The sequence below is a fragment of the Paraburkholderia sp. GAS38 genome (assembly GCF_050434965.1).
GTDB lineage: Bacteria > Pseudomonadota > Gammaproteobacteria > Burkholderiales > Burkholderiaceae > Paraburkholderia > Paraburkholderia phenazinium_A.
Genome location: NZ_JBNDJO010000020.1, coordinates 91,949 through 114,764 on the forward strand (window position 1 = coordinate 91,949; position 22,816 = coordinate 114,764).

Consider the following 22,816-nt stretch of genomic DNA (forward strand, 5'->3'; position numbering starts at 1 on the left):
TCAAGCCGGCCGCGCACCCAGTGCGCACCGGTATACCGAGCCATTGTACAAAGCCCGGGCGCGCTCTGCGCGCCGAACTTTTTGCCTTGGGGCCAGGTCAGCGTATGATCGGGCCGCCGCGCGTGCGTGCGGCGATTAAACGTAAGGACGAGGAAGACCATGAAATCAGATCGTTGGACCCGGCGCGCCATGCTGATGCTGGCGGCGTTGACGGCAGTGCTCTCCGGCTGCACCAGCTATGTGACGACCCAGGTGACGGCCTTCTCCGACTGGAGCGGCAACGACGCGAGCCGCACCTATGCGTTCACGCGCGGCCCTACGCAGCAGAACAGCCTGGAGCAGCAAACCTATGAAGTGCTGGTGGCCAATGAACTGGCCACGCGCGCGTTCCGCCAGGTCGATGCGCAGCAGGCTCACTACCTGGTGGGCCTCTCCTACGGCAGCAAGACGGAGACGATGAGCGTCACCCAGCCGGTGTTCTACAGCAGCCCGTGGCCCGGGCCTTACTGGGGCCGTCCGCTCGACCCGTGGGGGCCGTTCGGCGCGTTCCCGCCGGCCTATGTGAGCCAGTCGTACCCGGTATTTACGCATACGCTTGGCATCCGCATCGTAGAGCGAGCGACCGGCAAGGAGGTCTACAACGTGATGGCGCGCAATGCAGGCGACGAGCCGTCGCTGGTACGGGCCATGCCGTATCTGGCGCGTAGCGCGCTGGCGGACTTCCCGCTCGGCAACGGCGCTGTGCGTACGGTCAAGCTGCCGGTGGACAAGAACGCCGGGATCTCGAACGAGGCGGCCGGCGCGCCGGCGCCCGCTTCGCCGGCTTCCGCGCCGGTGGTGGTGCAGTAACGGTTCTGGCCTGAGGGCGTTACGCCGCGATCTTCGTCCCGCGCGCCGCATGTTGACGCGCTGCGTCGCGCTTGTGCACCCGCTTGCCGGCTGCGTAGGTTTCGAAGATGGCGCGGTCGTCGCCGAGCAGGGCGAAGGCAAACAGCAGTTCTTCAAGCGACCCGGTGCGCGCCGTGCGGCGCGCGAGCAGCGGCGTAGCCTGCGGATCGAGCACGACGAAATCCGCCTCCGACTTCGGCGCGAGCGTGCCCACCTTGTCCGCCAGGTCGAGCGCTTCGGCCGCACCTGCGGTAGCGAGCCAGAACATGCGCGTGGCCGTCAGATGATGGCCGGTGAGGCGCGCCACCTTGTGCGCTTCGTTCATGGTCTGCAGCATCGAGAACGAGGTGCCGCCGCCGACGTCGGTGGCGAGTGCGATCGGCATGCCGGCTTCGTCGGCCTTGTCGAAATCGAACAGGCCGCTGCCGAGGAACAGGTTCGAGGTCGGGCAGTGCGAGGCCACCGTGCCGGTCTGCGCCATCCGCTTGCGGTCTTCCTGATCGAGGTAGATGCAATGGCCGTACACGGCGCGGCGGCGCAGCAGGCCATAGTGATCGTAGATGTCCAGATAGCTGCGGTGACCGGGGAACAGGTCCGCTACCCACTTCACTTCGTCGGTGTTCTCCGCGACATGGCTCTGGATGAAGATGTCCGGATGCTGGCGCGCCAGCACGCCGCAGGCTTCGAGTTGCGCTTCGGTCGAGGTCGGCGCGAAGCGCGGCGTGAGCGCATACATCTGGCGTCCGCGGTTGTGCCAGCGGCCGATCAGCTCGGCGCTGTCGTCGTAGCCCGACTGCGCGGTGTCGCGCAGGAACTCGGGGCAGTTGCGGTCCATCAGCACCTTGCCGGCCACCATGCGCAGGTTGCGCGCTTCGCTCTCGGTGAACAGCGCATCCGCCGATTCCTTATGCACCGTGCAATACACCAGCGCCGTGGTCGTGCCGCAGGCCAGCAGTTCCTCGACGAAGAAGCTCGCGGTGTCCTGCGCATAGGCCGGGTCGGTGAAGCGGCGCTCGGTCGGGAACGTGTAGGTGTCGAGCCACGGCAGCAGACCGGGCGCCGGCGAGGCGATCATGTCCGTCTGCGGATAGTGGATGTGCGTGTCGATGAAGCCCGGCACGATCAGCTTGTCGCGCAGGTCCTGCACCGGCGTGCCGGGCGCGAGTTGCGACGCGAGCGCGGCATACGCGCCGGTCGCGACGACGTGGCCGTCTGCGACGATCAGCAGGCCGTCTTCGTGGAAGACCGCCGCGTTGGACGATTGCGCCGGGTCGCCGTTGAACGTCAGCAGTTGCGCGCGGAATGCGGTTTGGACCGCTTGAGCCGAGTGAGTCATGAGGAAAACTGTCTCCGTTATATGAGCAATAAGCGTGTAGAGGGGACGCAGGCGACGGCGCTTGAACGACACTGAATGCGCCGCCCCTGCTGGTCAATCGCAACCGCGCCAGTCGGTTCGTGTTTTAGCCGTGCCAGTGCGCGTCGAGCTTCGCGATCAAGGCGTCGCGTTCGGCAGGCGTGACGAACGCGGCCTCGAAGCTGTTGCGGATGATGGTGTAGACCTCGGCGTCGGTGAGCTTGAGCGCCTCGATGGTGGCGAGGTAGTTCGCGTTGACGTAGCCGCCGAAGTAAGCCGGATCGTCGGAATTCACAGTGACGGCGACACCCTTGTCGAGCAGCGCCTTCAACGTGTGTTTCGTCAGGTCGTCGAATACGCACAGCTTCAGGTTCGACAGCGGGCACACGGTCAACGCGACGCGGGTGTCGGCCAGACGCGTGACGAGCGCCGGGTCTTCGATGCTGCGCACGCCGTGATCGACACGATCCACTTTCAGCAGATCGAGCGCTTCGTAGATGTACGACGGCGGGCCTTCTTCGCCCGCATGCGCGACGAGCTTCAGCCCCTTGGCACGCGCCTTCGCGAACACGCGCTCGAACTTCGACGGCGGATGGCCGCGCTCCGACGAATCGAGGCCCACGCCGATCAGCCGATGCGGGTACTGGTCGAACAAAGGCAACGCCTCTTCGAAGGTTGCGAGCGCATCCTCTTCGGACAGATGGCGCAGGAAGCACAGGATCAGCTTGCTCGTCAGGCCGCGCTTTTCGGCGTCGGCCAGCGCGCGCTCGATACCCGCCACGACGGTGGCGATCGATACGCCGCGCTCGGTATGCGTTTGCGGATCGAAGAAAATTTCGGTGTGCGTGACGTTGTCCGCGAGCGAGCGCTCGATGTAGGCCATCGTCATGTCGTAGAAGTCCTGCTCATGCAGCAGGACGCTGGCGCCGGCGTAGTAGATGTCGAGGAACGACTGCAAGTCGGTAAACGCATACGCGGCGCGCAGCGCCTCGATCGAGTCGTAGGCGAGCTTCACGCCGTTGCGCTCCGCAAGCGCGAAGATCAGTTCGGGTTCCAGCGAGCCTTCGATATGGATATGCAGCTCGGCCTTCGGCGCGGCTGCCACCTTGTCGGCGAGAGTGAGGGTGGTCGTCGTATTCATGTTCGTTGGTTTAATGAGGTGATTCGGGATGAGTCGAGCCGCGCCGGATGCGTGCCGCCGAACGTTGCCCCATCATGCTGCCTGGGTGGCGTGAGCGTTCGCTTCGACCGCCTGCAACACCTGCGCGGCCGCGGAGATCGCAATGATCTCCGGCGACTTGTCGACGATGCCGTCCACGCCGAGCGGGCATTTCATCCGCGCCACCAGCGCAGGGTCGAGGCCGCGCGCGGCGAGCCGGTGCTCGAACTGCTTGCGCTTGCTGTGCGAGCCGATCATGCCGAAGAACGCGAAGTCGCCGCGCCGCAAGATGCGCTCGGCGAGGTCGAGATCGAGCGCATGGTTGTGCGTCATCACAATGAAGTACGTGTGCGGCGCAGCCTGGTCGATGGCCTCGTCGGGCGCGTCGTTCGGATCGATCGTCACGTTCGACGCCTGCAGCAATTCGGGCGGCGGAAATTGCGCATCGCGCTCGTCGACCCAGCGCACGTGGCATGGCAGCGTGCCCAGCACGCGCACCAGCGCCGCGCCCACATGACCGGCGCCGAACAGCACGACGGCGAAGTCGCGCGGCGCGATGGTTTCGGTGAGCAGCGAACTGCTCTCGTCGAAACCGGCGCCGTCCCACAGCAGACAGTCGGCGCTTTCGACGCCCGGTTCCGGCTCGGACAGCATCACCGCATCCGGTGCGGGGCCGAATGATACGCTACGCACGGTCGAAAGACCTGCCGCCACGCGCTTCGCGAGCGAGCTGATCCAGCCGAGATCGCCGACGTCCAGCCGTTCGAACGCCAGCACCACCGCGCCGCCGCAGCATTGGCCAAGACTCGGGCCGAGCGCGAAGCGTTCGAGCCGGCGCAGATGCGGCACGCGCATGCCTTCCTTGAGGACCTGGCGCGCGGTTTCGATGGCTTTCCATTCGAGGTGGCCGCCGCCGATCGTATGGCGCGCCGAATCGCGCGTGACGATCATCTTCGTGCCGGCCTCGCGGGGCGCCGAACCCTCGACGCGCGCGACCGTCACCAGCACGGCGGCGTCGCCGTGAGTGAGCAGTTGTTGCAGATCGGTCAGCCAGGCTTGCATCCGGTGGTGCTCCGTCCATGGCCGCACGGGGTGTCCGTATGGCCGGTTACGCATGGCGCTGTGCGTTCGTGTCGCGCAGCGCGTGAAAAATCAGGTGGCGGTGTCGCTGCCGGCTGCACCATTGCCTCCAGCGCGTCGAGAATCGCCTCTGGCGTCGCCGGGGCGCGCAACGGTGGCGCATGGTTCGCTTCGGGCACTGCCGCCGCAATCGCGTCGCGAATCGCGAGGAACACCGAGAACGGCAGCAGCAACGGCGGCTCGCCGACCGCCTTCGAGCGGAACACCGTCGGCTCGGCATTCTCGTTGCGATAGAGCTGCACGTGGAACGCCGCCGGGGTGTCGCTCACGGCCGGAATCTTGTACGTCGACGGCGCGTGCGTCATGAGTCGACCTTCGCGGTTCCACCAGAGTTCCTCAGTGGTGAGCCAGCCCATCCCCTGGATGAAGCCGCCTTCTACCTGACCGATGTCGATGGCCGGGTTGATCGACTGCCCGGCGTCGTGCAGCACGTCGGCGCGCACGAGCTTCCATTCGCCGGTCAGCGTGTCGATCACCACTTCCGATACCGCCGCACCATACGCAAAATAGTAAAACGGATGCCCGGTGAGCGTCTTGGCGTCCCAGTGCACCTTGGGCGTCGTATAGAAGCCGTCGGACCATAACTGCACGCGGGCCAGATACGCGGCGTTGACGAGTTGTGCGAAGGGCATCGCCACGCCGTTGGCGTGCACCATGCTGTCCCTGAACTGCACCGCCTCGGGTTCGCCGCCGAGTTCTTTGGCGGCCAGCGCGGCCAGCCGGTCGCGGATCGTACGCGCCGCGGCTTCGGCCGCCTTGCCGTTCAGATCGCTGCCGGTCGAGGCGGCCGTCGCGGACGTGTTGGCGACCTTGGAGGTGTCCGTCGCTGTCGAACGCACGCGCGAGAGCGGCACGCCGAGTTCGTTCGCCACCACCTGGGCCACCTTCGTGTTCAAGCCCTGGCCCATCTCCGTACCGCCGTGATTGACGAGGATCGAACCGTCCTTGTAGACATGCACCAGCGCACCGGCCTGATTGAGGAACGGTACGTTGAACGAAATGCCGAACTTCACCGGCGAGAAGGCGATGCCGCGTTTGAGCACCGGACTCGCCGCGTTATACGCCGCCAGCGCCGCGCGGCGCGCGCGATAGTCGCTGCTGGCGAGCAGTTCGTCGGTGAGCGGCGCGATCACGTTGTCTTCGACCCGCTGGCCATACGGCGTCACGTCGCGCTCGCCCACGCCGTAGTAGTTGGCGAGCCGTACCTCGAGCGGATCGCGCTTCAGTTGCCGCGCGATGCTGTCGAGCATCACTTCCATCACGAGTGCGCCCTGCGGGCCGCCGAAGCCGCGAAACGCGGTGTTCGACTGCGTATTGGTCTTGCAGCACAACGCGACGATCTCGACGTCGGACAGGTAATACGCGTTGTCGAAGTGGCACACGGCCCGCGTGGCCACGGCGCCGGACAGGTCCGCCGAATAGCCCGCGCGCAGCGCGATCTCGACGCGCGCGCCGAGAATGCGGCCGGTTTCGTCGAAGCCTGCTGCGTATTCGTAGACGGCGTCGTGTCGCTTGCCGGTGATCATGAAATCGTCGTCGCGGTCGGCGCGCACTTTCACCGGGCGCTGCAGCCGTTGGGCTGCGAGCGCTGCGATACAGGCAAACAGCGCCGACTGCGATTCCTTGCCGCCGAAGCCGCCGCCCATGCGACGGCATTCGCAGACCACGCCATGTGCCGGCCAGCCGAGCATATGCGCGACCACCTGCTGCATTTCGCTCGGATGCTGGGTCGAACTGTAGACGAGCATGCCGTTCATCTCTTTGGGGATCGCATAGGCGACCTGACCTTCGAGATAGAACTGTTCCTGACCGCCGACTTCGAACGTCCCCTCGATCCGGTGCGGCGCGGCGGCGATTTTAGCGGCGGGCTCGCCGCGTTTCAGATGCAGCGGCGGCAGGACGAACTGCTTCCTCGCCTTGGCTTCGGCCGGCGTCAACACGACTTCCAACGGTTCGTAGCGGACCACGTCGTCGCTTTTCGCGAGCGCAGCGGCGCGGCGCGCCAGTTCGTGGCTCTCGGCGATCACCGCGAACACCGGTTGACCGAGATACAGCACTTCGCCGTCGGCCAGAATCGGATCGTCGTGCAGCACCGGGCCGCAGTTGTTTTCACCGGGGATGTCGGCCGCGGACAGCACCGCGATCACGCCTGGCGCCTTGCGTACCGCGGCGAGGTCGAGCGACACGATGCGCGCATGTGCATGGCGCGCCAGTCCGAGCGCGGCGTGCAGCGTGCCGTGCAGTTCCGGCAGATCGTCGGTATAGGTGGCTTCGCCGCTCACATGCAGCGCGGCGGATTCATGCGGCAAGGAGGTGCCGATCGCGGCGGTTTGCTCGCGGTCCGCGGCATGTTTGATGAAAGCGTCGGTTTGCTTGTTCATCACGACGACTCCTGCGCGGCCGCCGCGCCCATCACGCCGGCCTCGAATGCGAAGGCATTCACGTCGAGCAGGGCGAGCGGTGCGTTATCGCGCGTTTCCATCTGGAAGCGCCGCAGCAGATTGCGCGCCACCTTCAAGCGATAGGCGCTCGACGCCCGCATGTCGCTGAGCGGCTGATAGTCGGCGGCGAGCGCGTCCATTGCGCGCTGGGCCGTCGCGTCATCCCAGACCGCACCGGTCAGGGCGGCTTCCGCGTGGGCGGCGCGCTTCGGCGTTGCCGCCATGCCGCCGAAGGCGATGCGCGCTTCGACGATCGCGCCGTCCGCGACGCGCAGCGCGAAGGCGGCGCACACCGCCGAGATATCCTGATCGTACCGCTTCGAGACCTTGTAGGTGCGAAAGCGCAGATCGGGCGCCGGACGCGGCACGCGGATCGCCGCGACGAATTCGCCGGCGGCGAGGGCGGTCTTCTGATAGCCGAGGTAAAACGCCTCCAGCGGCAGCGTGCGAGTTTTGGCGTCGTGCCGCAGCACGACTTCGGCGCCGAGCGCGAGCAGCGCCGGCATCGAATCGCCGATTGGCGAGCCGTTCGCGACATTGCCGCCGAGCGTGCCCGCATTGCGGATCGGCAGCGAGGCGAAGCGGGTCCAGAGTTCGGCGAGTTCGGGGTAATCCACGGCGAGCGCGGCGTAGGCGTCTTCCAGCGTGACCGCCGCGCCGATCGTCAGCGTTTGCGCATCGCGCTCGATGCGCTTCAGTTCGGCCACGTTGCCGAGATACAGGATCTCGCCGAGGTCGCGAAACTGTTTGGTGACCCACAGGCCGACATCCGTGCTACCGGCGAGAATGCGAGCCTGCGGATGCTGCGCGCGCAAGGTGGCGAAGGCCTGCAGCGTCACCGGTGCGTAGAACGCGGGTGTGCCGAAAGCGGCGCCGCGCACGTCGGGCGCGAGGTATTCGAAGGTGTTCTTGCGTTGCAGCGGCTCGAGTGCCTCGGCGACGGCGGCGCGATCGAACGGTACGCGTGGGTATTGGCCGTAGTCGAACATCTTCTGCGCCGCCTCGACGATCGGCCGGTAGCCCGTGCAGCGGCACAGATTGCCGGACAAGGCGGTATTGATTTCGTCGCGCGTAGGAAGTCCGGCGGCAGCGGGCTGGTTTTCGTACAGCGCCCACATCGACATCACAAAGCCGGGCGTGCAGAAGCCGCATTGCGAGCCGTGACAGTCGACCATGGCCTGCTGCACGGGATGCAGCGCGCCATCTGCCGCGCGCAGGTCCTCGACACTGAAGAGCGCCCGGCCGTCGAGCGTAGGCAGAAACTGGATGCAGGCGTTGACGGCTTTGAGCGTCAGGCCGCCATCGACATCGAGTTCGCCGACCACAACCGTGCAGGCGCCGCAATCGCCTTCCGCGCAACCTTCCTTGGTGCCCGTGCAATGCAGGTCCTCGCGCAGGTGCTGCAGCACGGTGCGCGTCGCCGGCACGCCCAGAACCTCACGGACGGCCCCACGGTGATAGAAACGGATGGTTTGCGTTGTCATGGCGAATCCGAAAGACATTGCGGACCGGGCGCGCGTTACGCAGGGGGTCGTACCGTAGCCGGCCTCGCGCACGTAGATCGCCATCCATATCCGACGATAGCACTACCTTGTCCCGAAAATATTTCCCCTGGGTGATGCGGGTTATTCGCGGGTGGTCATGAGCGTCGGACGCGACGCGGGCTACGGCGCGGCGGCGAGGGCGGGCGGTTGGGCCGGAAAGCCAGGCGGAGCCGGGCGCGGCGGCCGCCGCGTGGGGCGCTGAGAGGCGCCGATCAGGTGCCGATGGGCGGAAATCGAGGCTGGAAGGGGGTAAAAAGGGGCCGAGCCGGCGCCCAGGTGTTTACGACGACGCGCGCTTTGGCGGCGTGTCGCGACCCGGCGGGGAGCCGGGTTCATGGCTTATTTTTCAGGCAATCCGGCGGCGATTGCGGATCAGGCTCAGCGCCAGCGGCACATACGCCACGAAGAAGGCGAGCAGCGACCACTGCGGCAGCGAAAGGCCGAAAATCGGCGGATACGCCGTCTCGCACAAGCCGGCGACCTTGAACACGCCCGGCAGCCAGTGAGCCGGCGGCAGGCTGTCGACCACCGGTTGCAGCGCGTCGAAGCCGCAACTGAAACCCGGGTTCGCCTGCACGTAGACATGACGTGCCGCCGTCACGATGCCGGCCAGCGCCGAGATGGCGGCCAGCACTTCAAGCAGCCGCACGCCGCGCCAGGTATTGAAACGCGCGCCGAGGAACGCAAAGATCGCAATCAGCAGAAAGAAGTAACGCTGCAGAATGCACAGCGGGCAAGGGTCTTCGTGCAGGCCGTATTGCAGGTACAGCGCGCCGGCGACCAGCGCCACGCAGATCAGGCCAAGCAGAACCAGCAGGGTGCGCTCGCGGCGCAGCATCGCATTGTCGTTATTCATGGATCGTGTGGCTGTCGAAAATCCAAAGGGGCGGGTGCCCGCGATTCTAGCGCGAACACCGCCCCTTTGTTTTTCGTCCGACGGATCGCTAACGGATCGTGTTGAGCACCGCTTCGGCGGCGCGGCCGATCGCCAGCAGCGCGTCGTCGCCGTGCGGCGCGCCCGCCAGCATCAGCCCGACCGGGGCGTCGCCGCGCCGGTGGCAGGGCAGCGAGAGCGCGCAGGTATCGAGGAAGTTAAACGCGCTCGGATTGCGCAGGATCAACGCGTTGGTGCGGGTGAAGGCATCGTCGTCCTGAACGAGGTCGGCTACGCGCGGCGGCACCACCGGCACCGTGGGCGCGACGATCGCGTCGAAGCGTTGCCACAGCGTGCTGCGGGCCGCGTCCAGCAGCGCGGTGCGTTCGGCCACCAGGTCGAGATAGTCGGCGGCGCTGGCAGGCTGCCCCTTCAGGATGCGCAGCAGCACGCGCGGGTCGTACTGCTCGCGGTGCTTGTTCAGCAGCGGCCGGTGCCACGCATACGCTTCGATCGACGGAAAGCCGAAGCGGTTGATCTCCGGCAAGCGGTCGAGCGGCGCAAAGCGCACTTCGCTGACAATCGCGCCGGCGGCTTCCAGATGCTTGAGCGCCGTGTCGAGGGCGGCGGCCACCGCCGGCTCCACGCCATCCGTCACATAGTTGGTCAGCACGCCGAGGCGCACGCCTTCGAGCGGGCGAACCGCCGGAATGCGCGGCTCGAGGCCCGCCAGCATGCGGTCGACCAGCGCGCAGCACGCCACCGAGACGCCGATCGGCCCGAACGAATCGAGCGTCGCCGAGAGCGGCACGCCACCGTGCTTCGGGATGCGATCGGCGGTGGGCTTGAAGCCGGTCAGGCCGCACAGCGCCGCCGGGATGCGGATCGAGCCGCCGGTGTCGGTGCCGAGCGCGATCGCTGCCATGCCGTCCGCCACGGAGGCCGCCGCACCCGAGGACGAGCCGCCGGACACCCGCTCGTCGCCCTTCACGTCGCGGCGATAGGGCGACAGCGGATGGCCGTAGTGCGGGTTCAGGCCGAGCCCGGAGAACGCGAACTCGCTCATGTTGGTGCGCCCGACGATCACCGCGCCGGCCCGCTTGAGGCGAGCCACCGTGACTGCATCGGCGGTGGCGGGCGGCGCATCGGCCAGCACGGTCGAACCGGCGCGGGTCACCTGGCCTTCGATGTCGAACAGGTCCTTCACCGACACCGGGATGCCCGCCAGCGGCGACAGCACCGTGCCCGCGGCGCGCAGCCGGTCGTGGCCGTCGGCGGCGGCGCGGGCGCTGTCGGCATCCACGTGCATGAAGACGGTCGAGCCCTGGCCGGCCGGATCGGCGATGCGTTCGAGCGCGGTTTCGACGAGCTTGCGGCTGGTGGTGCGGCCCGCGGCCAGATCGGCGGCAAGCTGGGCGAGCGGCGGGAAGGGCGTGAATTCAGTGGCCATGGTCGTTCGGGTCCGGTTAGAGGCGATTGACGGTTAAATCCGGTTGAAGAGAGTCGCGCGAAACGCTTCGATATGGCGCTGCACCGACTGGCGGGCGCCCTCGGCATCGCGCTCGCGCAGCAAGCGAAACAGTTCGAGATGTTCCTCGTGGACATCTTCGAGATGGTGCGGCTCGGACAGCGAGATAAACCAGAAACGCAGCGACCGTTCATGCAGGCCGCGCAGGATGTCGGCGAGTACCGGATTGCGCGAGGCCGCCGAAATGGCCAGATGGAACTCGCGGTCGATCTCCATCATGCCTTCCACGTCGTGCGCGGCGACGCACACCTTCGAGCGCTCGAGCAGCGCTTCCATCGCGGCGTAGTCGTGCGCCTGGGCGTGGCGCGCCGCCAGTTCGACGCAATGGCCTTCGTTGATCAGACGGACGTCGATGATGGCGAGGACGTCGTCGAGCGAGACCGGCCGCACCATGATGCCCTTGCGCGGCATGATGGTGAGCATGCCTTCGTGGACGAGCCGGTGCAGCGCCTGATGCACGGGCGTGCGGCCGATGCCGGTCAGCGTCATCAGTTCGGCTTCGTTGAGCACTTCGCTCGGACGCAAACGCATCGTGATGATTTCGCGCTTGACGAATTCATAGGCCTGTTCGGCGAGGCTCGCGCCGTTTTGCCGGGCGGCCCTGGGAGCGAGGGAAGTTTGCGAAAGCGTCATGAACAGGAAGTGCGGACGGGGTCGGGGGCCAAGGTGAAACTCATTCGCACGCATTGTAGAACAAGGCTTCACGCCGCCGGCCTGAGGCTGGCGGCGCACCCTCAGGCGACCCGAAGCGCGCCATCAGGCCAGCTCCGCCACACCGTGCGGCACCTTGACCCGCGGCATCATCAGCGTCACCAGACCGCCGACAATCAGCGCGCCGGCGATCAGCACGAGGCCGAAGGTCACGCTATGGGTGGCGTCCTTGACGACGCCGAGCACATACGGGCTCACGTAGCCGGCGAGATTCGCGATCGAATTGATCACGGCGATGCCGGCCACGGCGGCGCTGCCTTGCAGGAACGTGGTGGACATCGACCAGAAGATGCCGAAGCCGGCCAGGATGCCGATGTAGGCAATCGACAGCCCCGTCACCGCCAGCGGGATCGAGTTCGTGACCGAGGCGCTGCCCAGCAACCCCGCCGCGCCGATGAAGCAGCACACGGCATAGTGCCAGCGCCGCTCGCCGGTGATGTCCGATGAGCGGCCGATCAGGATCATGCCGATCCCCGCCGCCAGATACGGAATCGCGGTGACGAAGCCGTTGCTCACCAGATTCGTCACGCCGAGATCCTTGACGATCTGCGGCAGCCAGAACGAGAAGCCCGCGTTGCCGGTGACGAGGCAGAAGTAGATCAGCGTCAGCAGCCAGAAGCGTCCCGACGCGAGTGCCGCGCGCAGGCTATGTTCGGCGCCGGCCGTGGCGGCGGCGGTGTTTTCGCGGGCCAGCCGGGTGAGGACCACGCGCTTTTCGTCATCGCTGAGCCAGGCGGCTTCGGCAGGGGTGTTGCGCAGCACCGCGAGCGCCCAGAAGCCGGCGAGGATCGAGGGAATGCCTTCGATCAGGAACATCCACTGCCAGCCGCGCAGCCCATGGGCGTCGTGCAGCGCCGACATCAGAAAGCCCGAGAGCGGCGCACCGATGATCCCGGCCACCGGAATCGCCGCCATGAACACGGCGACCATGCGGGCACGCCGGTCCGACGGAAACCAGAACGTCAGGTACAGCACCACGCCCGGCACCAGTCCGGCTTCGGCCACGCCGAGAAAAAAGCGCAGCACGTAGAACATCGTCTCCGAGCGCACGAACATCATCACGCACGACAGCGCGCCCCACAGCATCGTGATGCGGGCGATCGTCGCGCGCGCGCCGAACTTCTTCAGCAGCAGGTTGCTTGGCACTTCGAAGACGAAATAGCCGAAGAAGAAGATGCCTGCGCCAAGCCCGTAGGCCGTGTTCGACAGACCGAGATCGCCGGTGAACTGCAGTTTCGCGTAGCCGATATTGACGCGGTCCAGATACGACAGCACGTAGACCAGGAACAGGAACGGCATGATGCGCCAGGTGATCTTGCGCAGCGCGGTGGCTTCGAGGGCGGCGTCGGGCGCCGCGCTCGAGCCGGCGGCTTGAGCGGCGGGCGGCGTGGCTGAAGACGGAACGGGGTTCATGGGCGTCTCATTCGACGATGGGCAGCGCATGCACGCGATAGGCGTGGCGCAGCGTGCGGTTCAGAACCGGGTCGTGCAGTTCGAGTTCGAGCGCGTCGCCCTCGGCCATGCCGACAATGCCGCCTTCCACCGCGAGCGTGCCGCAGAACATGGCCGCCCCTGCTGCGACGGGGGCGCGCTCCAGCAGGTCGGAGGCCGCCAGTAGCGTGGCGACGCTGCCTTGCTGATAGACGCGCCGCACGCCGTCGACGATCGCGAAGGCGCGCAACTGCAACTGGTCCCAATGCCCGGCGACGTCATCGAAGCGCCACGCGTCGCGCGCGATGGGCTTCGGGCAGATCTGCTTGGACACGGTGACGCCATAGGCTTCGACGAGGCGGTCGGTGTGGTCCGAGCCGACCGTCACGAGCAGGCCTTGCGCCGATTGCACCAGTACGCACTCGGCCTCGCCGCTCGAATGCGCGCCGACCACGTCGATCTGTTCGGCCTGCGTCAGCAGTTCCGCGCCGAGGCGGTAGAAGCAGGGCGTGGTCGACGGCCGCTTGACGCCCAGTTCCGCGAGTTCGGCGATGTGGTGTTCGATCGCGGCGCGGTCGCGTCCCGCCCAGCCTGCGATGGTCAAGCGGTTCACCTCGACCGCACAGGCGGCGCTTGCCCCCGAACGGCTGACCACGTTGAACGATACCTGCGTCATTGCTGCACTCCGTCTGCTGAATATTCGGCAAATATTATTGTGATATTTCACAGGCGTCCAGCGTTTCAAAAACATTTTTGTGCCGGACGGCACGGCAGATGGGCTTGTCGTCGCGGTGCGTTACTATCTGGCGTTCAGATTACTTTTTGTAAGGAGGCTTGGCCTATGCACCACGGTATCGGCTTCATTCAGGACCTGGCGGTGGTCATGGCGCTCGCGGGCGTCGTCACCGTGCTGTTCCATCGCCTGAAACAGCCGGTGGTGCTCGGGTATATCGCCGCTGGGGTGATCATCGGGCCGTACACACCGCCGTTCCAGCTGATCCACGACGAGCAGACCATCCAGACGCTCGGCGAGCTCGGCGTCGTGTTCCTGATGTTTTCGCTGGGGCTCGAATTCAGTTTGCGCAAGCTGTTTCAGGTCGGCGCGACGGCGATCGTCGCGGCCTTGTCCGAGATCGTGCTGATGCTGTGGCTCGGCTACGAGATCGGCAGCGCGTTCGGCTGGAGCCCGATGGACTCGCTGTTTCTCGGCGCGATCCTCGCGATCTCGTCCACCACCATCATCGTCAAGGCGCTGTCCGAGCTCGGCCTCAAGCGCGAAAACTTCGCGCAACTGGTGTTCGGCATTCTGATCGTCGAGGACATCCTCGCCATCGCCATGCTGGTGCTACTGTCCGGCATCGCGCAGACCGGGCAGTTGAGCGCCGGCGTCGCGCTGGTCACGCTCGGCAAGCTGCTGCTGTTCATGACCGTGTCGCTGGTGGTGGGCATTCTCGTCGTGCCGCGGGCGCTGAATTACGTGGCGCGCTCGGGTAGCGACGAGATGCTGCTCGTGTCGGTGCTCGGTTTCTGTTTCGGCTTCTGTCTGCTGGTTGTGAAGCTCGACTACAGCATCGCGCTCGGCGCATTTCTGATCGGCGCGATCATGGCCGAGTCGCGGCATCTGCGGCGCATCGAACATCTGATTGCGCCGCTGCGCGACGCCTTCTCGGCAATCTTTTTCGTCACCATTGGGCTGATGCTCAACCCGCATGTGCTGGTCGACTACGCCTGGCCGATCGCGGTGATCACGGTGGCGGTGATCGTCGGCAAGATCGTCTCGTGCGGCCTCGGCACTTTCCTGGCCGGCAAGGACGGCCGCACGGCGATGCGGGTCGGCATGACCGTGTCGCAGATCGGTGAGTTCTCCTTCATCATCGCCTCGCTCGGTCTCACGCTGAAGGTGACGAGCGCGTTCCTGTACCCGATCGCGGTCGCGGTGTCGGCGTTGACGACCCTGTTCACCCCTTACCTGATCCGCGCCGCCGATCCCCTCACGCAGCGGCTCGGCCACGCAATGCCGCGCACGGTGGCCAATGTGTTCGGCATGTATTCGCAATGGCTCGGCAGCCTGCGGCCTGCCAGCGACGGCCCGACGCTGTTCGGCATCACACGCCGGATCGTTCTGCAGATCGTCGTGAACCTCGCGCTGGTGGTGGCGATCTTCCTCGCGACGACGTACGGCGCGCCTCACGCGAGTGCGCTGCTCGATCGTTGGCTGCCGTCCGAACCGTTGCAGCGCGTCGTGCTGTGGAGTGCGGCCTTGCTGGTGTCGATGCCGTTTCTGGTGGCGGTCTATCGCAAGACCAAATCGCTCGCGCTGCTGCTTGCCGAGTTGAGCGTCCAGCCGGCCAAAGCGGGGCGCTTCACCCGCGCGATCCGCTCGGCGATTTCCGACCTCGTGCCGGTGGTCTCGATGGTGGGCGTGTTTCTGCTGGTGGCGGCGCTCTCGGGCGGCATCCTGCCGCCCACCGGGCTGCTCATCGTCGTGCTGGTGTGCGCCGCGCTGCTGATGACGCTGCTGTGGCGCTGGTGCGTGAAAATCCACGCGACCTTGCAGATCGCACTGCGCGAAACGTTCGACGAGCAGCCTGATCCATGAGCGACGGCCGCGCGTGAATCCTGTTGTTGCGCCGGCCGATGAACCGGCGAACGTGGCGGAACAATGTGAGCAATTGTGTGCAGGTTTGCCGCGCATGGCCCGGTAGCGGATAATCAAACCATATCCATTCGTTCGCGTGGAAGGCGCCCGTCCGACAGTCATGAGCGAAAACAAGCCAGAGAATGCCGGTACGCCCGGCACCCCATCCCCGTCCGGCGCGCCGGCTGAGGTTTCCAAGCCTGAAGTTTCACAGTCAGCGGGTTCACAGGCCGCTGGCTCGCAAGCCGATACTGCGTCCACCTCCCCGAAGGTCACCTTGCCGCCTTCACACGAGGATTCCGTCCAGTCGCCGCTCAAAGATCTGTCTGCTCCGGCGGTCACACCATCGCCTGCGGCCGAAGCAGCTGCGGTTCGCTCGTCGACCGACGATCCCGCCAGCGCATCGAGCGTCACACCCACCGATCCCAAAGCGGCCCAGCAACGCGATGCCGCCGAAGCGCGCGCGTCCGCTGCCGAATCGACGGCGCGGCAGGAGGCTTACGCACAGCAGGAAACCCAGACGAAGCAGTTACGCGACGCCGCGCGTGCCGGGCCGGCCGCCGCGCCGCGCGCCGCGGAAGCGGCGTCTGCGGCAGCAGCGAATGCGAATGCCGAGAGCGCCTCGTCGGCTCCATCCGGCGCGCGTGCCGGAGCGGGTTCGGTGCCGCCGGGTTTCGGCGCCGCCCCGGATTTCACCGCCACGAATCCCCCACCGCCGAACGCGCTGCCGCCGTCTCCGCCGCGTTATCTGAAGCAGACGGACTCGGCCTGGTCCGTGTTCGGCCGCATCATCGCGGCGCGGGCGCGCCAGATCTTCGACCGGGCAGGGCGACGGATCACCCAGCGTACCTTGCGGATTGGCGTATCGGCGCGGATTTTCCACCCGGAGCCGGGCGCCAAAGGCCTGCGCGGCAAGACCCTGCAATATCTCGAAGAATCGATCGCGCACTGGGTGATGTCGCGTGACGTGCTGGTCTTCATGATCCCGACGGTCGGCCATCAGGGCATGCTGCATCCGAGCAATATCCGTTTGCGCGACTACGCGAAGAATCTCGACGGCCTGTTGCTGCAAGGTGGCGCGGATGTGTCGCCGCAGTCTTACGCGGAACAGGCGACGAGCCCCGAGTGGCCAGGCGACCGCGTGCGCGACATGTACGAGCTGGAACTGCTGCACGAATTCATCGAGTCGGGCAAGCCGGTGCTCGGCGTGTGCCGGGGCTGTCAGCTAATCAACGTGGCATTCGGCGGGACGCTGTATCAGGACATCGCCACGGATGTGCCGACCGCCGGCGCGCACGTCAACGAGCACTACGACCAGCATCGCCACGGCATCCATTTTCCGGACGGCTCGACGCTCGCCAACATGTTCCCGGGCCGCCGCGACGCGATCGTCAATTCGATTCACCACCAGGCGGTCAAGACGCTCGGACGCGATCTCAATATTGAGGCGGTGTCGGCGGCGGACGGCATCATCGAAGCGGTTCGCTATCGACGCGCGCCCTTCGTGATGGGCGTGCAGTGGCACCCCGAGTTTCACCGTGCCGGTGGCCCCGAGTTGCTCGACTGCACACCGCTGCTCGATACGTTTTTGCGTGTGGCGCGCGAAACGCGTTTCTAGGGACGCGTTTGCAGCACCACGCTGCCGGATTCGATGCGACGACACCCAGACGGCTCCGTTTTCATACGGAGCCGTTTCCTTATGGAGATACTGTCTCGCGATTTGATTGAAAGAGGACAGCGGCCATGCGCTGCTTTAGCGCGATAGTAAGTGATGCAATTGTTTCTTTTTTAGCGCATCAAGCAGGACACTTTTTCGCGATGTGCAGATTGATTTGATGGAATCCTAAGATTGTCATCTATCTCGATTTAAAGTGTCGTTACGCGACACGGTAACGCTTCGCTTGCATCTAAATCCGCGCGATAATCCACGGCTGTTTGGAATTCGCATGGAGCATGCAAGTATGAAGTACCTCTTAACTGTACGGCGCGCAATGCTGCTCGCGACCACGTGCGCGCTGCTGCAGCATGGTGGTCTCGTGCTGGCAGGAGAGGGCGCCGGTTCATCGGGTTCGGTGCCGGTCGTCGGCACGCGTCCGGCCATGAATACGCTGACGCCACAGCCGGTTGCCGCGGCCTTGCAAGCGGCGTCGGTTGCAGGCGGTGCCGGCGATTCGAGTGGCGCCGTTGCTGCAGATAGCGCCGGCGGCGATGCGCAAGGCAATGTCGCCGAGCTGATGCAAATGATTCACGACTCGCAACTCACCGAATTGCGCACCAGCTACAACGGCAGCTATGGCGCGAGTCTGTTTTTCTATCCGCAGGAAATGACGTACTACGTAGCGTTGTTTCAAGACAAGCATTTCTGGCGGGTCATCAAGTCGCAGGACGATGCGCGCGCCGAGGCTGTTTATGCCGGCTTCGTGCAGCAAACCGCGCAACTGGCCGAAGTGGAAATCCGCCGCACGCAGTTGCAGGCGCAAAAGGCGTTTATCCAGGATGTGATTGCACTGTCGGAAGACCGCGCGAAGCGCCTGCAGGCTGACCTGGATGTGGCGCGTACCCAGCAGGCCAAGGTCAACGATTACCAGCGCCAGTCGCAGACCGAGGCGGTTGCGCTGCGGGCCGAGAAGGAAAAGGCTCAGGCCCAGTTGCGTGCCGTGCAAAACCAGGTGCTGCAACTGCAGCGTCAGAACGAGTCGGGGTTGCCGCCAACGCGTTAGGCAGGCCGCAATCCTCGTAGTGGTTTCAGGCAGAAAGCCCGGCAAATTGCCGGGCTTTCTGCTTGTGGGCCGCCGCTGATGGGTTCCCGCTTTGCCGACGTACCGACACCGCCGGCTGCTTCAACGTCCGCCGGTACCGGAAGCGCTTTCCAGCCGCAATACATAGCGCAGCGCGGTGATATCCACGCCGCCCATGTGATCGGGTTCCGCGCCGACGAATTGCCAGCCCTGGCGTTCGTAGAAACCGATGGCCGGCGTATTGCCCTCCAGCACGTACAGATAAATCTGGTTTTCGCCTTGCGCGCGTGCCCAGTCGACGACCGCCCGCATCAGCAGCTTGCCGACGCCGATTCCCTGGTGGCCGGGCAGCGCATGCAGGTTGTCGAGCAAGACGCCCCACTGGGAGTCGGGTTGCCGTTCGACGCACGCAAACCCGATCGGCTCGCCGGCGATCTCGGCGATCACCACATTGCGCCGTTCGGCGCCCGGCGCGTTCAGCCGCACCTGCCAGTAGGCGGCGCGTTCGCGCGTTACCTCGCCGTCGAGGAAGGCGTCGGGCAAGAGGCCACGGTAGGTGGCTTGCCAACTGGTGGAATGGATCGAGGCGATCAGGTCGGCGTCGGCCGGCGTGGCGGGGCGCAACGAAAGCGCGCGGGCGGTGGACATCTGTTCGACAGTCACGTGAAAGAGGGGAATCGACCAAGGGTACCGCGAGTGTACTGCGAGCGCCGCGAAGGGGCGCGATCATTGCGTTACTTGACTGCAAGCTTGCGTCAGGAACGGTAACATGCGGTCTCGCAGATATCGCAGCGGCACCCCTAGGTTTACCCTTATACCGCTGCAATCTGCACAGCATCAAAATGCAGCGCCCCCGGCGCGTTGTTTGTTCCCAGGTTTTCCCTCGCCAGTGGCCTCTGCTCGCCGACGCGGTGAAGTGTTGTCAACTGCCCAATCATGCCGGGCTCGATCCGGCGGTGGGCCATTTCGAGAATGTCATGTCTACTGCGTCTCACGCATCTTCCAATGAATCGAAGGTCCGGACAGTTTTCCGCGTCGTCAGCGGCAACTTTCTGGAAATGTACGATTTCATGGTCTACGGCTATTACGCTTCGTATATTGCCAAGACCTACTTCCCGAGCGGGAGCGATTTCGCTTCGCTGATGCTGTCGTTGTCGGTATTCGGCGCAGGCTTCCTGATGCGGCCGCTCGGCGCCATCGTCCTCGGCGCTTACATCGACCATCACGGCCGGCGCAAAGGCCTGATGCTGACGCTCGGCTTGATGGCGCTCGGCACGCTGACGGTCGCGGCCATTCCGGGCTACGCGACAATCGGCATGCTCGCGCCGGCTCTCGTTCTGTTGGGCCGTCTGCTGCAAGGCTTCTCGGCCGGCGTGGAACTGGGCGGCGTGTCGGTCTACCTGTCGGAGATCGCGACCAAGGGTAACAAGGGCTTCTATTGCTCCTGGCAGTCGGGCAGCCAGCAGGTGGCTGTCGTGTTTGCGGCGCTGATTGGTGTCGTCTTGCACCAGATTCTGCCGCTTGAACAGATGACTGACTGGGGCTGGCGCGTGCCGTTCCTGATCGGCTGCCTGATCGTGCCGTTCCTGTTCCTGATCCGCCGTTCGCTGCAGGAAACTGAAGAGTTTGCGGCGCGCAAGCATCGTCCGAGCATGCGCGAGATCATGAAGTCGATGCTCGACAACTGGGGCATTGTGCTCGGCGGCATGGGCATGGTGATCATGACGACGGTCTCGTTCTATATGATCACGGCCTACACGCCGACTTTCGGCAAGGAAGTGCTGAAGCTGTCGTCGCTCGACTCGCTGGTCGTCACGGTTTGCATCGGGCTGTCGAATCTGGTCTGGCTGCCGCTCGCCGGCGCGGTCTCGGATCGCGTCGGGCGTCGTCCGGTGCTGCTGGTGTTCACCATCCTGACGATCCTCACGGCCTATCCGGCGGTGCAATGGCTGGTGGCCGAGCCGTCGTTCGCTCGCCTGCTCATTGTCGAACTGTGGCTCTCGTTCCTGTACGCCTGCTATAACGGTGCGATGGTGGTGGCATTGACCGAAGTGATGCCGGTCGAAGTGCGTACCGCGGGTTTCTCGCTTGCCTACAGCCTTGCGACGACGATCGGCGGTTTCACGCCGGCCATCTCCACGCTGCTGATCCATACGACCGGCAACAAGGCTGCGCCTGGCTTGTGGCTCGGTCTGGCGGCAATCTGCGGTTTGATCGCGACGCTCGTGCTGTATCGCACGCCCGAATCGCGCAACCAGTACCGCGCGGCTTAAGCGGTTTCAAAGCGGCTTCAAAGCGGCTTCAGGCCCCTATGCAAAGAAACCCCCCACGCTCGCAAGAGCGTGGGGGGTTTCTTTTGGAGCGTCTGGGGCTGCGAAGGCGGCCGTCTAAGCCTGACGTAGTTCGTTCGCGACCTTCTCGACCACGGCATCCCACGCACCCGGTTGCGGCTGACGCACGAGGCGCGCGCCGGGATACCACGGGCTGCGCGGTTCGTCGACGAACCAGCGCCAGTCGGCGGCGAACGGCAGCATCAGCCAGAGCGGCTTGCGCAATGCGCCGCACAGATGGGCAATCGAGGTGTCGATCGAAACGACCGCGTCGAGCCGTTCGATGATCGCCGCGGTGTCCGCAAAATCGCCGACACGTTTGTCGAAACGGTGAATCGAGCCGGCGCGCGGATGCGAGTCGAGCGTGGCGCATTCCGCCGCGCTGAGATTCGGCTGCAGGACGATCCAGTCGATGCCTTCGAGCGCGAAGAGCGGCTCGAGCACGGCGAGCGGCATCGTGCGGTTTTCATGTTGCTGGACGCGGCCGGACCAGGCGAGGCCGATCTTGCGCTTGGCGTGGCCGCCGAGCGAGCCGCGCCACTTGCGCCGGTAGGTAGGCGGCACGCTGAGGTAGGGCGTGCGCGCCGGAATGGTCTCGCTGTTCATGCCGAGCGCCAGCGGCAAGCTCAGCAGCGGACATTGCAGATCTGCCTGTGGGCGCGGCGTGCCCTGGGCGATCAGCGTCACGCGCCACTCGAGTGCGGCGGGCGCGAGAATCGGCACGAGCTGCGGCTGCACCTCGAGCACGACGCGCGCTGCGCGCTGCGCCGCGATCGGCACGAAACGCACGAACTGCAGCGTGTCGCCGAAACCCTGTTCGGCATGCACGAACAGCGTGCGCTTTTCGATCGGCTCGCCTTGCCAGCGGGGCAGCGTCTGCGGGGCACGCTGCGCCGTGGTCTTGAGACGCCATTCGTATTCGGGCAGTCCACGCGCGAAATCGCCGAGCGTGAGCCACGCCAGGGCCCGGTTCATATGCGCGGACGCCAGATCGGGCCGCAGGCGCAACGCCTGATCGAATGCGCGTACGGCCGCAGCATGCGCGCCGAGCGCGTGGTGCGTGGTGCCGAGGCTCAGCCACGCGAGCGCGAACTTCGGATCGAGGCCCACCACGAGTTCAAAACGCGGCAGCGCCTCGTTGTGACGCCCCAACGCGGCGAGCGCGTTGCCCAAGCCGTACAGCGCCGGCGGAAGCTGCGGCTGCAATGCCAGCACGACTTCGAATGCGCCGAGCGCCTGTTCGTGCTGGCCGGTGGCGTCCAGCGTGTTGGCGAGGTTGAAATGCGCGGCGACAAAGCGCGGCTGCGCGGAAATCGCGGCGCGAAACTGCTCGACGGCTTCATCGGCCCGGCCAAGCGCATTGAGCGCCATGCCGAGATTGTTGTGGGCGCCCGCGTGACCCGGCTGCAGTTCGAGCGCGCGCTGGAACGAGGCAATTGCTTCGTCGTGGCGCCCGAGCGCGTGCAGCGCGTTGCCCAGGTTGTTGTGAATCGAGGCGTTATCCGGTTGCAGGCGCAACGATTTCCGGAAGGCATCGGCGGCGTCTTCGTGACGGCCGGCCGCCGCATACGCGTTGCCGAGGTTGTAGTGCGCGAGCGGAAAAGACGGTGCCAGCGTCAAGGCGTTGCGAAAGCGCTCGATGGCGCCGTCGAGTTGCCCCAGTGCCTTGAGCGCGTTGCCGAGATTTAGCTGCAGCGCGGCATCCTGCGGACGCAGGTCGGCCGCGCGGCCGACGAGGTCGGCTGCTTCGGCGTGCTGACCCAGCTGGTGGCGCAGTACGCCCAGCAGGTGCAGCGCATCGACATGCGCGGGATCGATATCGAGCGCGGCACGATAGCCGCGCTCGGCATCGTCGAGGCGGCCGTCACGATGCGCCGCGTAGGCGCTCTCAAACAGGGGTTCCATGACGGGAAGGGCAAGTCTTGTAAGGCAAATGTCGTATTTTCCCACACTCGCGGCCTCCCACCCATCGATTGACGGTCGGGATGTTGATCTATAACGTATGACGCACTGTTCATGTGTGTGTCGACGACGCGGCCC

Annotated in this window: 17 protein-coding genes; 5 read left to right on the forward strand and 12 right to left on the reverse strand. The window is 65.6% G+C overall.

What is annotated here, in order from left to right; genetic code table 11:
- Positions 1-159: 159 nt before the first annotated feature.
- The gene (locus tag P3T42_RS34000) at positions 160-849 is read left to right on the forward strand and encodes a DUF4136 domain-containing protein (RefSeq protein WP_074300427.1); all 690 of its coding nucleotides are present in this window, start codon (positions 160-162) and stop codon (positions 847-849) included.
- A 19-nt stretch (positions 850-868) separates the two neighbouring features.
- On the opposite strand, the gene guaD is transcribed toward P3T42_RS34000, so the two are convergent.
- The 10 genes from guaD to P3T42_RS34050 form a co-directional block, all read right to left on the reverse strand.
- Positions 869-2,224, reverse strand: coding sequence for a guanine deaminase (gene guaD / locus P3T42_RS34005; RefSeq protein ID WP_429308459.1), 1,356 nt, complete (start codon positions 2,222-2,224; stop codon positions 869-871).
- A 124-nt stretch (positions 2,225-2,348) separates the two neighbouring features.
- A complete protein-coding gene (locus tag P3T42_RS34010; protein ID WP_429308460.1) occupies positions 2,349-3,383 on the reverse strand; it encodes an adenosine deaminase in 1,035 nt (344 codons plus the stop codon).
- Between the two features lie 72 nt (positions 3,384-3,455).
- Positions 3,456-4,463, reverse strand: coding sequence for a xanthine dehydrogenase accessory protein XdhC (xdhC, locus tag P3T42_RS34015; RefSeq protein ID WP_429308461.1), 1,008 nt, complete (start codon positions 4,461-4,463; stop codon positions 3,456-3,458).
- Complete coding sequence (gene xdhB, locus P3T42_RS34020) at positions 4,448-6,922, reverse strand: xanthine dehydrogenase molybdopterin binding subunit (protein WP_429308462.1); 2,475 nt, start codon at positions 6,920-6,922, stop codon at positions 4,448-4,450. Before xdhB ends, xdhC begins: the two co-directional genes overlap by 16 nt.
- Positions 6,922-8,466, reverse strand: a complete 1,545-nt coding sequence (xdhA, locus tag P3T42_RS34025; protein ID WP_429308463.1) for a xanthine dehydrogenase small subunit — start codon at positions 8,464-8,466, stop codon at positions 6,922-6,924. Before xdhA ends, xdhB begins: the two co-directional genes overlap by 1 nt.
- 406 nt (positions 8,467-8,872) lie before the next feature.
- Positions 8,873-9,382 carry a disulfide bond formation protein B gene (locus P3T42_RS34030; protein WP_074300424.1) on the reverse strand — a complete coding sequence of 170 codons (510 nt, stop codon included), beginning with the start codon at positions 9,380-9,382 and terminating at the stop codon, positions 8,873-8,875.
- A gap of 88 nt (positions 9,383-9,470) precedes the next feature.
- Positions 9,471-10,850, reverse strand: a complete 1,380-nt coding sequence (locus tag P3T42_RS34035) for an amidase (protein ID WP_074300423.1) — start codon at positions 10,848-10,850, stop codon at positions 9,471-9,473.
- Between the two features lie 33 nt (positions 10,851-10,883).
- Positions 10,884-11,561 carry a GntR family transcriptional regulator gene (locus P3T42_RS34040; protein ID WP_429308464.1) on the reverse strand — a complete coding sequence of 226 codons (678 nt, stop codon included), beginning with the start codon at positions 11,559-11,561 and terminating at the stop codon, positions 10,884-10,886.
- Between the two features lie 123 nt (positions 11,562-11,684).
- Entirely contained in the window at positions 11,685-13,052 is a 1,368-nt protein-coding gene (locus tag P3T42_RS34045) for an MFS transporter (RefSeq protein ID WP_429308465.1), read from the reverse strand.
- A gap of 7 nt (positions 13,053-13,059) precedes the next feature.
- Positions 13,060-13,746: a DUF2848 domain-containing protein gene (locus tag P3T42_RS34050; protein ID WP_074300420.1), complete on the reverse strand. Its 687-nt coding sequence runs from the start codon at positions 13,744-13,746 to the stop codon at positions 13,060-13,062.
- A gap of 165 nt (positions 13,747-13,911) precedes the next feature.
- Between P3T42_RS34050 and P3T42_RS34055 the strand changes: the two genes are divergently transcribed.
- From P3T42_RS34055 to P3T42_RS34065, 3 genes are all read left to right on the forward strand, one after another.
- A complete protein-coding gene (locus P3T42_RS34055) occupies positions 13,912-15,669 on the forward strand; it encodes a cation:proton antiporter (protein WP_429308466.1) in 1,758 nt (585 codons plus the stop codon).
- A 160-nt stretch (positions 15,670-15,829) separates the two neighbouring features.
- Positions 15,830-17,326, forward strand: coding sequence for a gamma-glutamyl-gamma-aminobutyrate hydrolase family protein (locus P3T42_RS34060; protein WP_429308467.1), 1,497 nt, complete (start codon positions 15,830-15,832; stop codon positions 17,324-17,326).
- 343 nt (positions 17,327-17,669) lie between these two features.
- The gene (locus tag P3T42_RS34065; protein WP_429308468.1) at positions 17,670-18,428 is read left to right on the forward strand and encodes a DUF2968 domain-containing protein; all 759 of its coding nucleotides are present in this window, start codon (positions 17,670-17,672) and stop codon (positions 18,426-18,428) included.
- A gap of 120 nt (positions 18,429-18,548) precedes the next feature.
- Here the strand turns inward: P3T42_RS34065 and P3T42_RS34070 are convergent, their stop codons facing one another.
- Entirely contained in the window at positions 18,549-19,094 is a 546-nt protein-coding gene (locus tag P3T42_RS34070) for an N-acetyltransferase family protein (RefSeq protein ID WP_429308469.1), read from the reverse strand.
- A 329-nt stretch (positions 19,095-19,423) separates the two neighbouring features.
- Here P3T42_RS34070 and P3T42_RS34075 point away from each other — a divergent pair, with 329 nt between their 5' ends.
- Positions 19,424-20,719, forward strand: coding sequence for an MFS transporter (locus P3T42_RS34075; RefSeq protein ID WP_074301725.1), 1,296 nt, complete (start codon positions 19,424-19,426; stop codon positions 20,717-20,719).
- A gap of 114 nt (positions 20,720-20,833) precedes the next feature.
- On the opposite strand, the gene P3T42_RS34080 is transcribed toward P3T42_RS34075, so the two are convergent.
- Positions 20,834-22,681 carry a tetratricopeptide repeat protein gene (locus P3T42_RS34080; protein ID WP_429308470.1) on the reverse strand — a complete coding sequence of 616 codons (1,848 nt, stop codon included), beginning with the start codon at positions 22,679-22,681 and terminating at the stop codon, positions 20,834-20,836.
- Positions 22,682-22,816 lie beyond the last annotated feature (135 nt).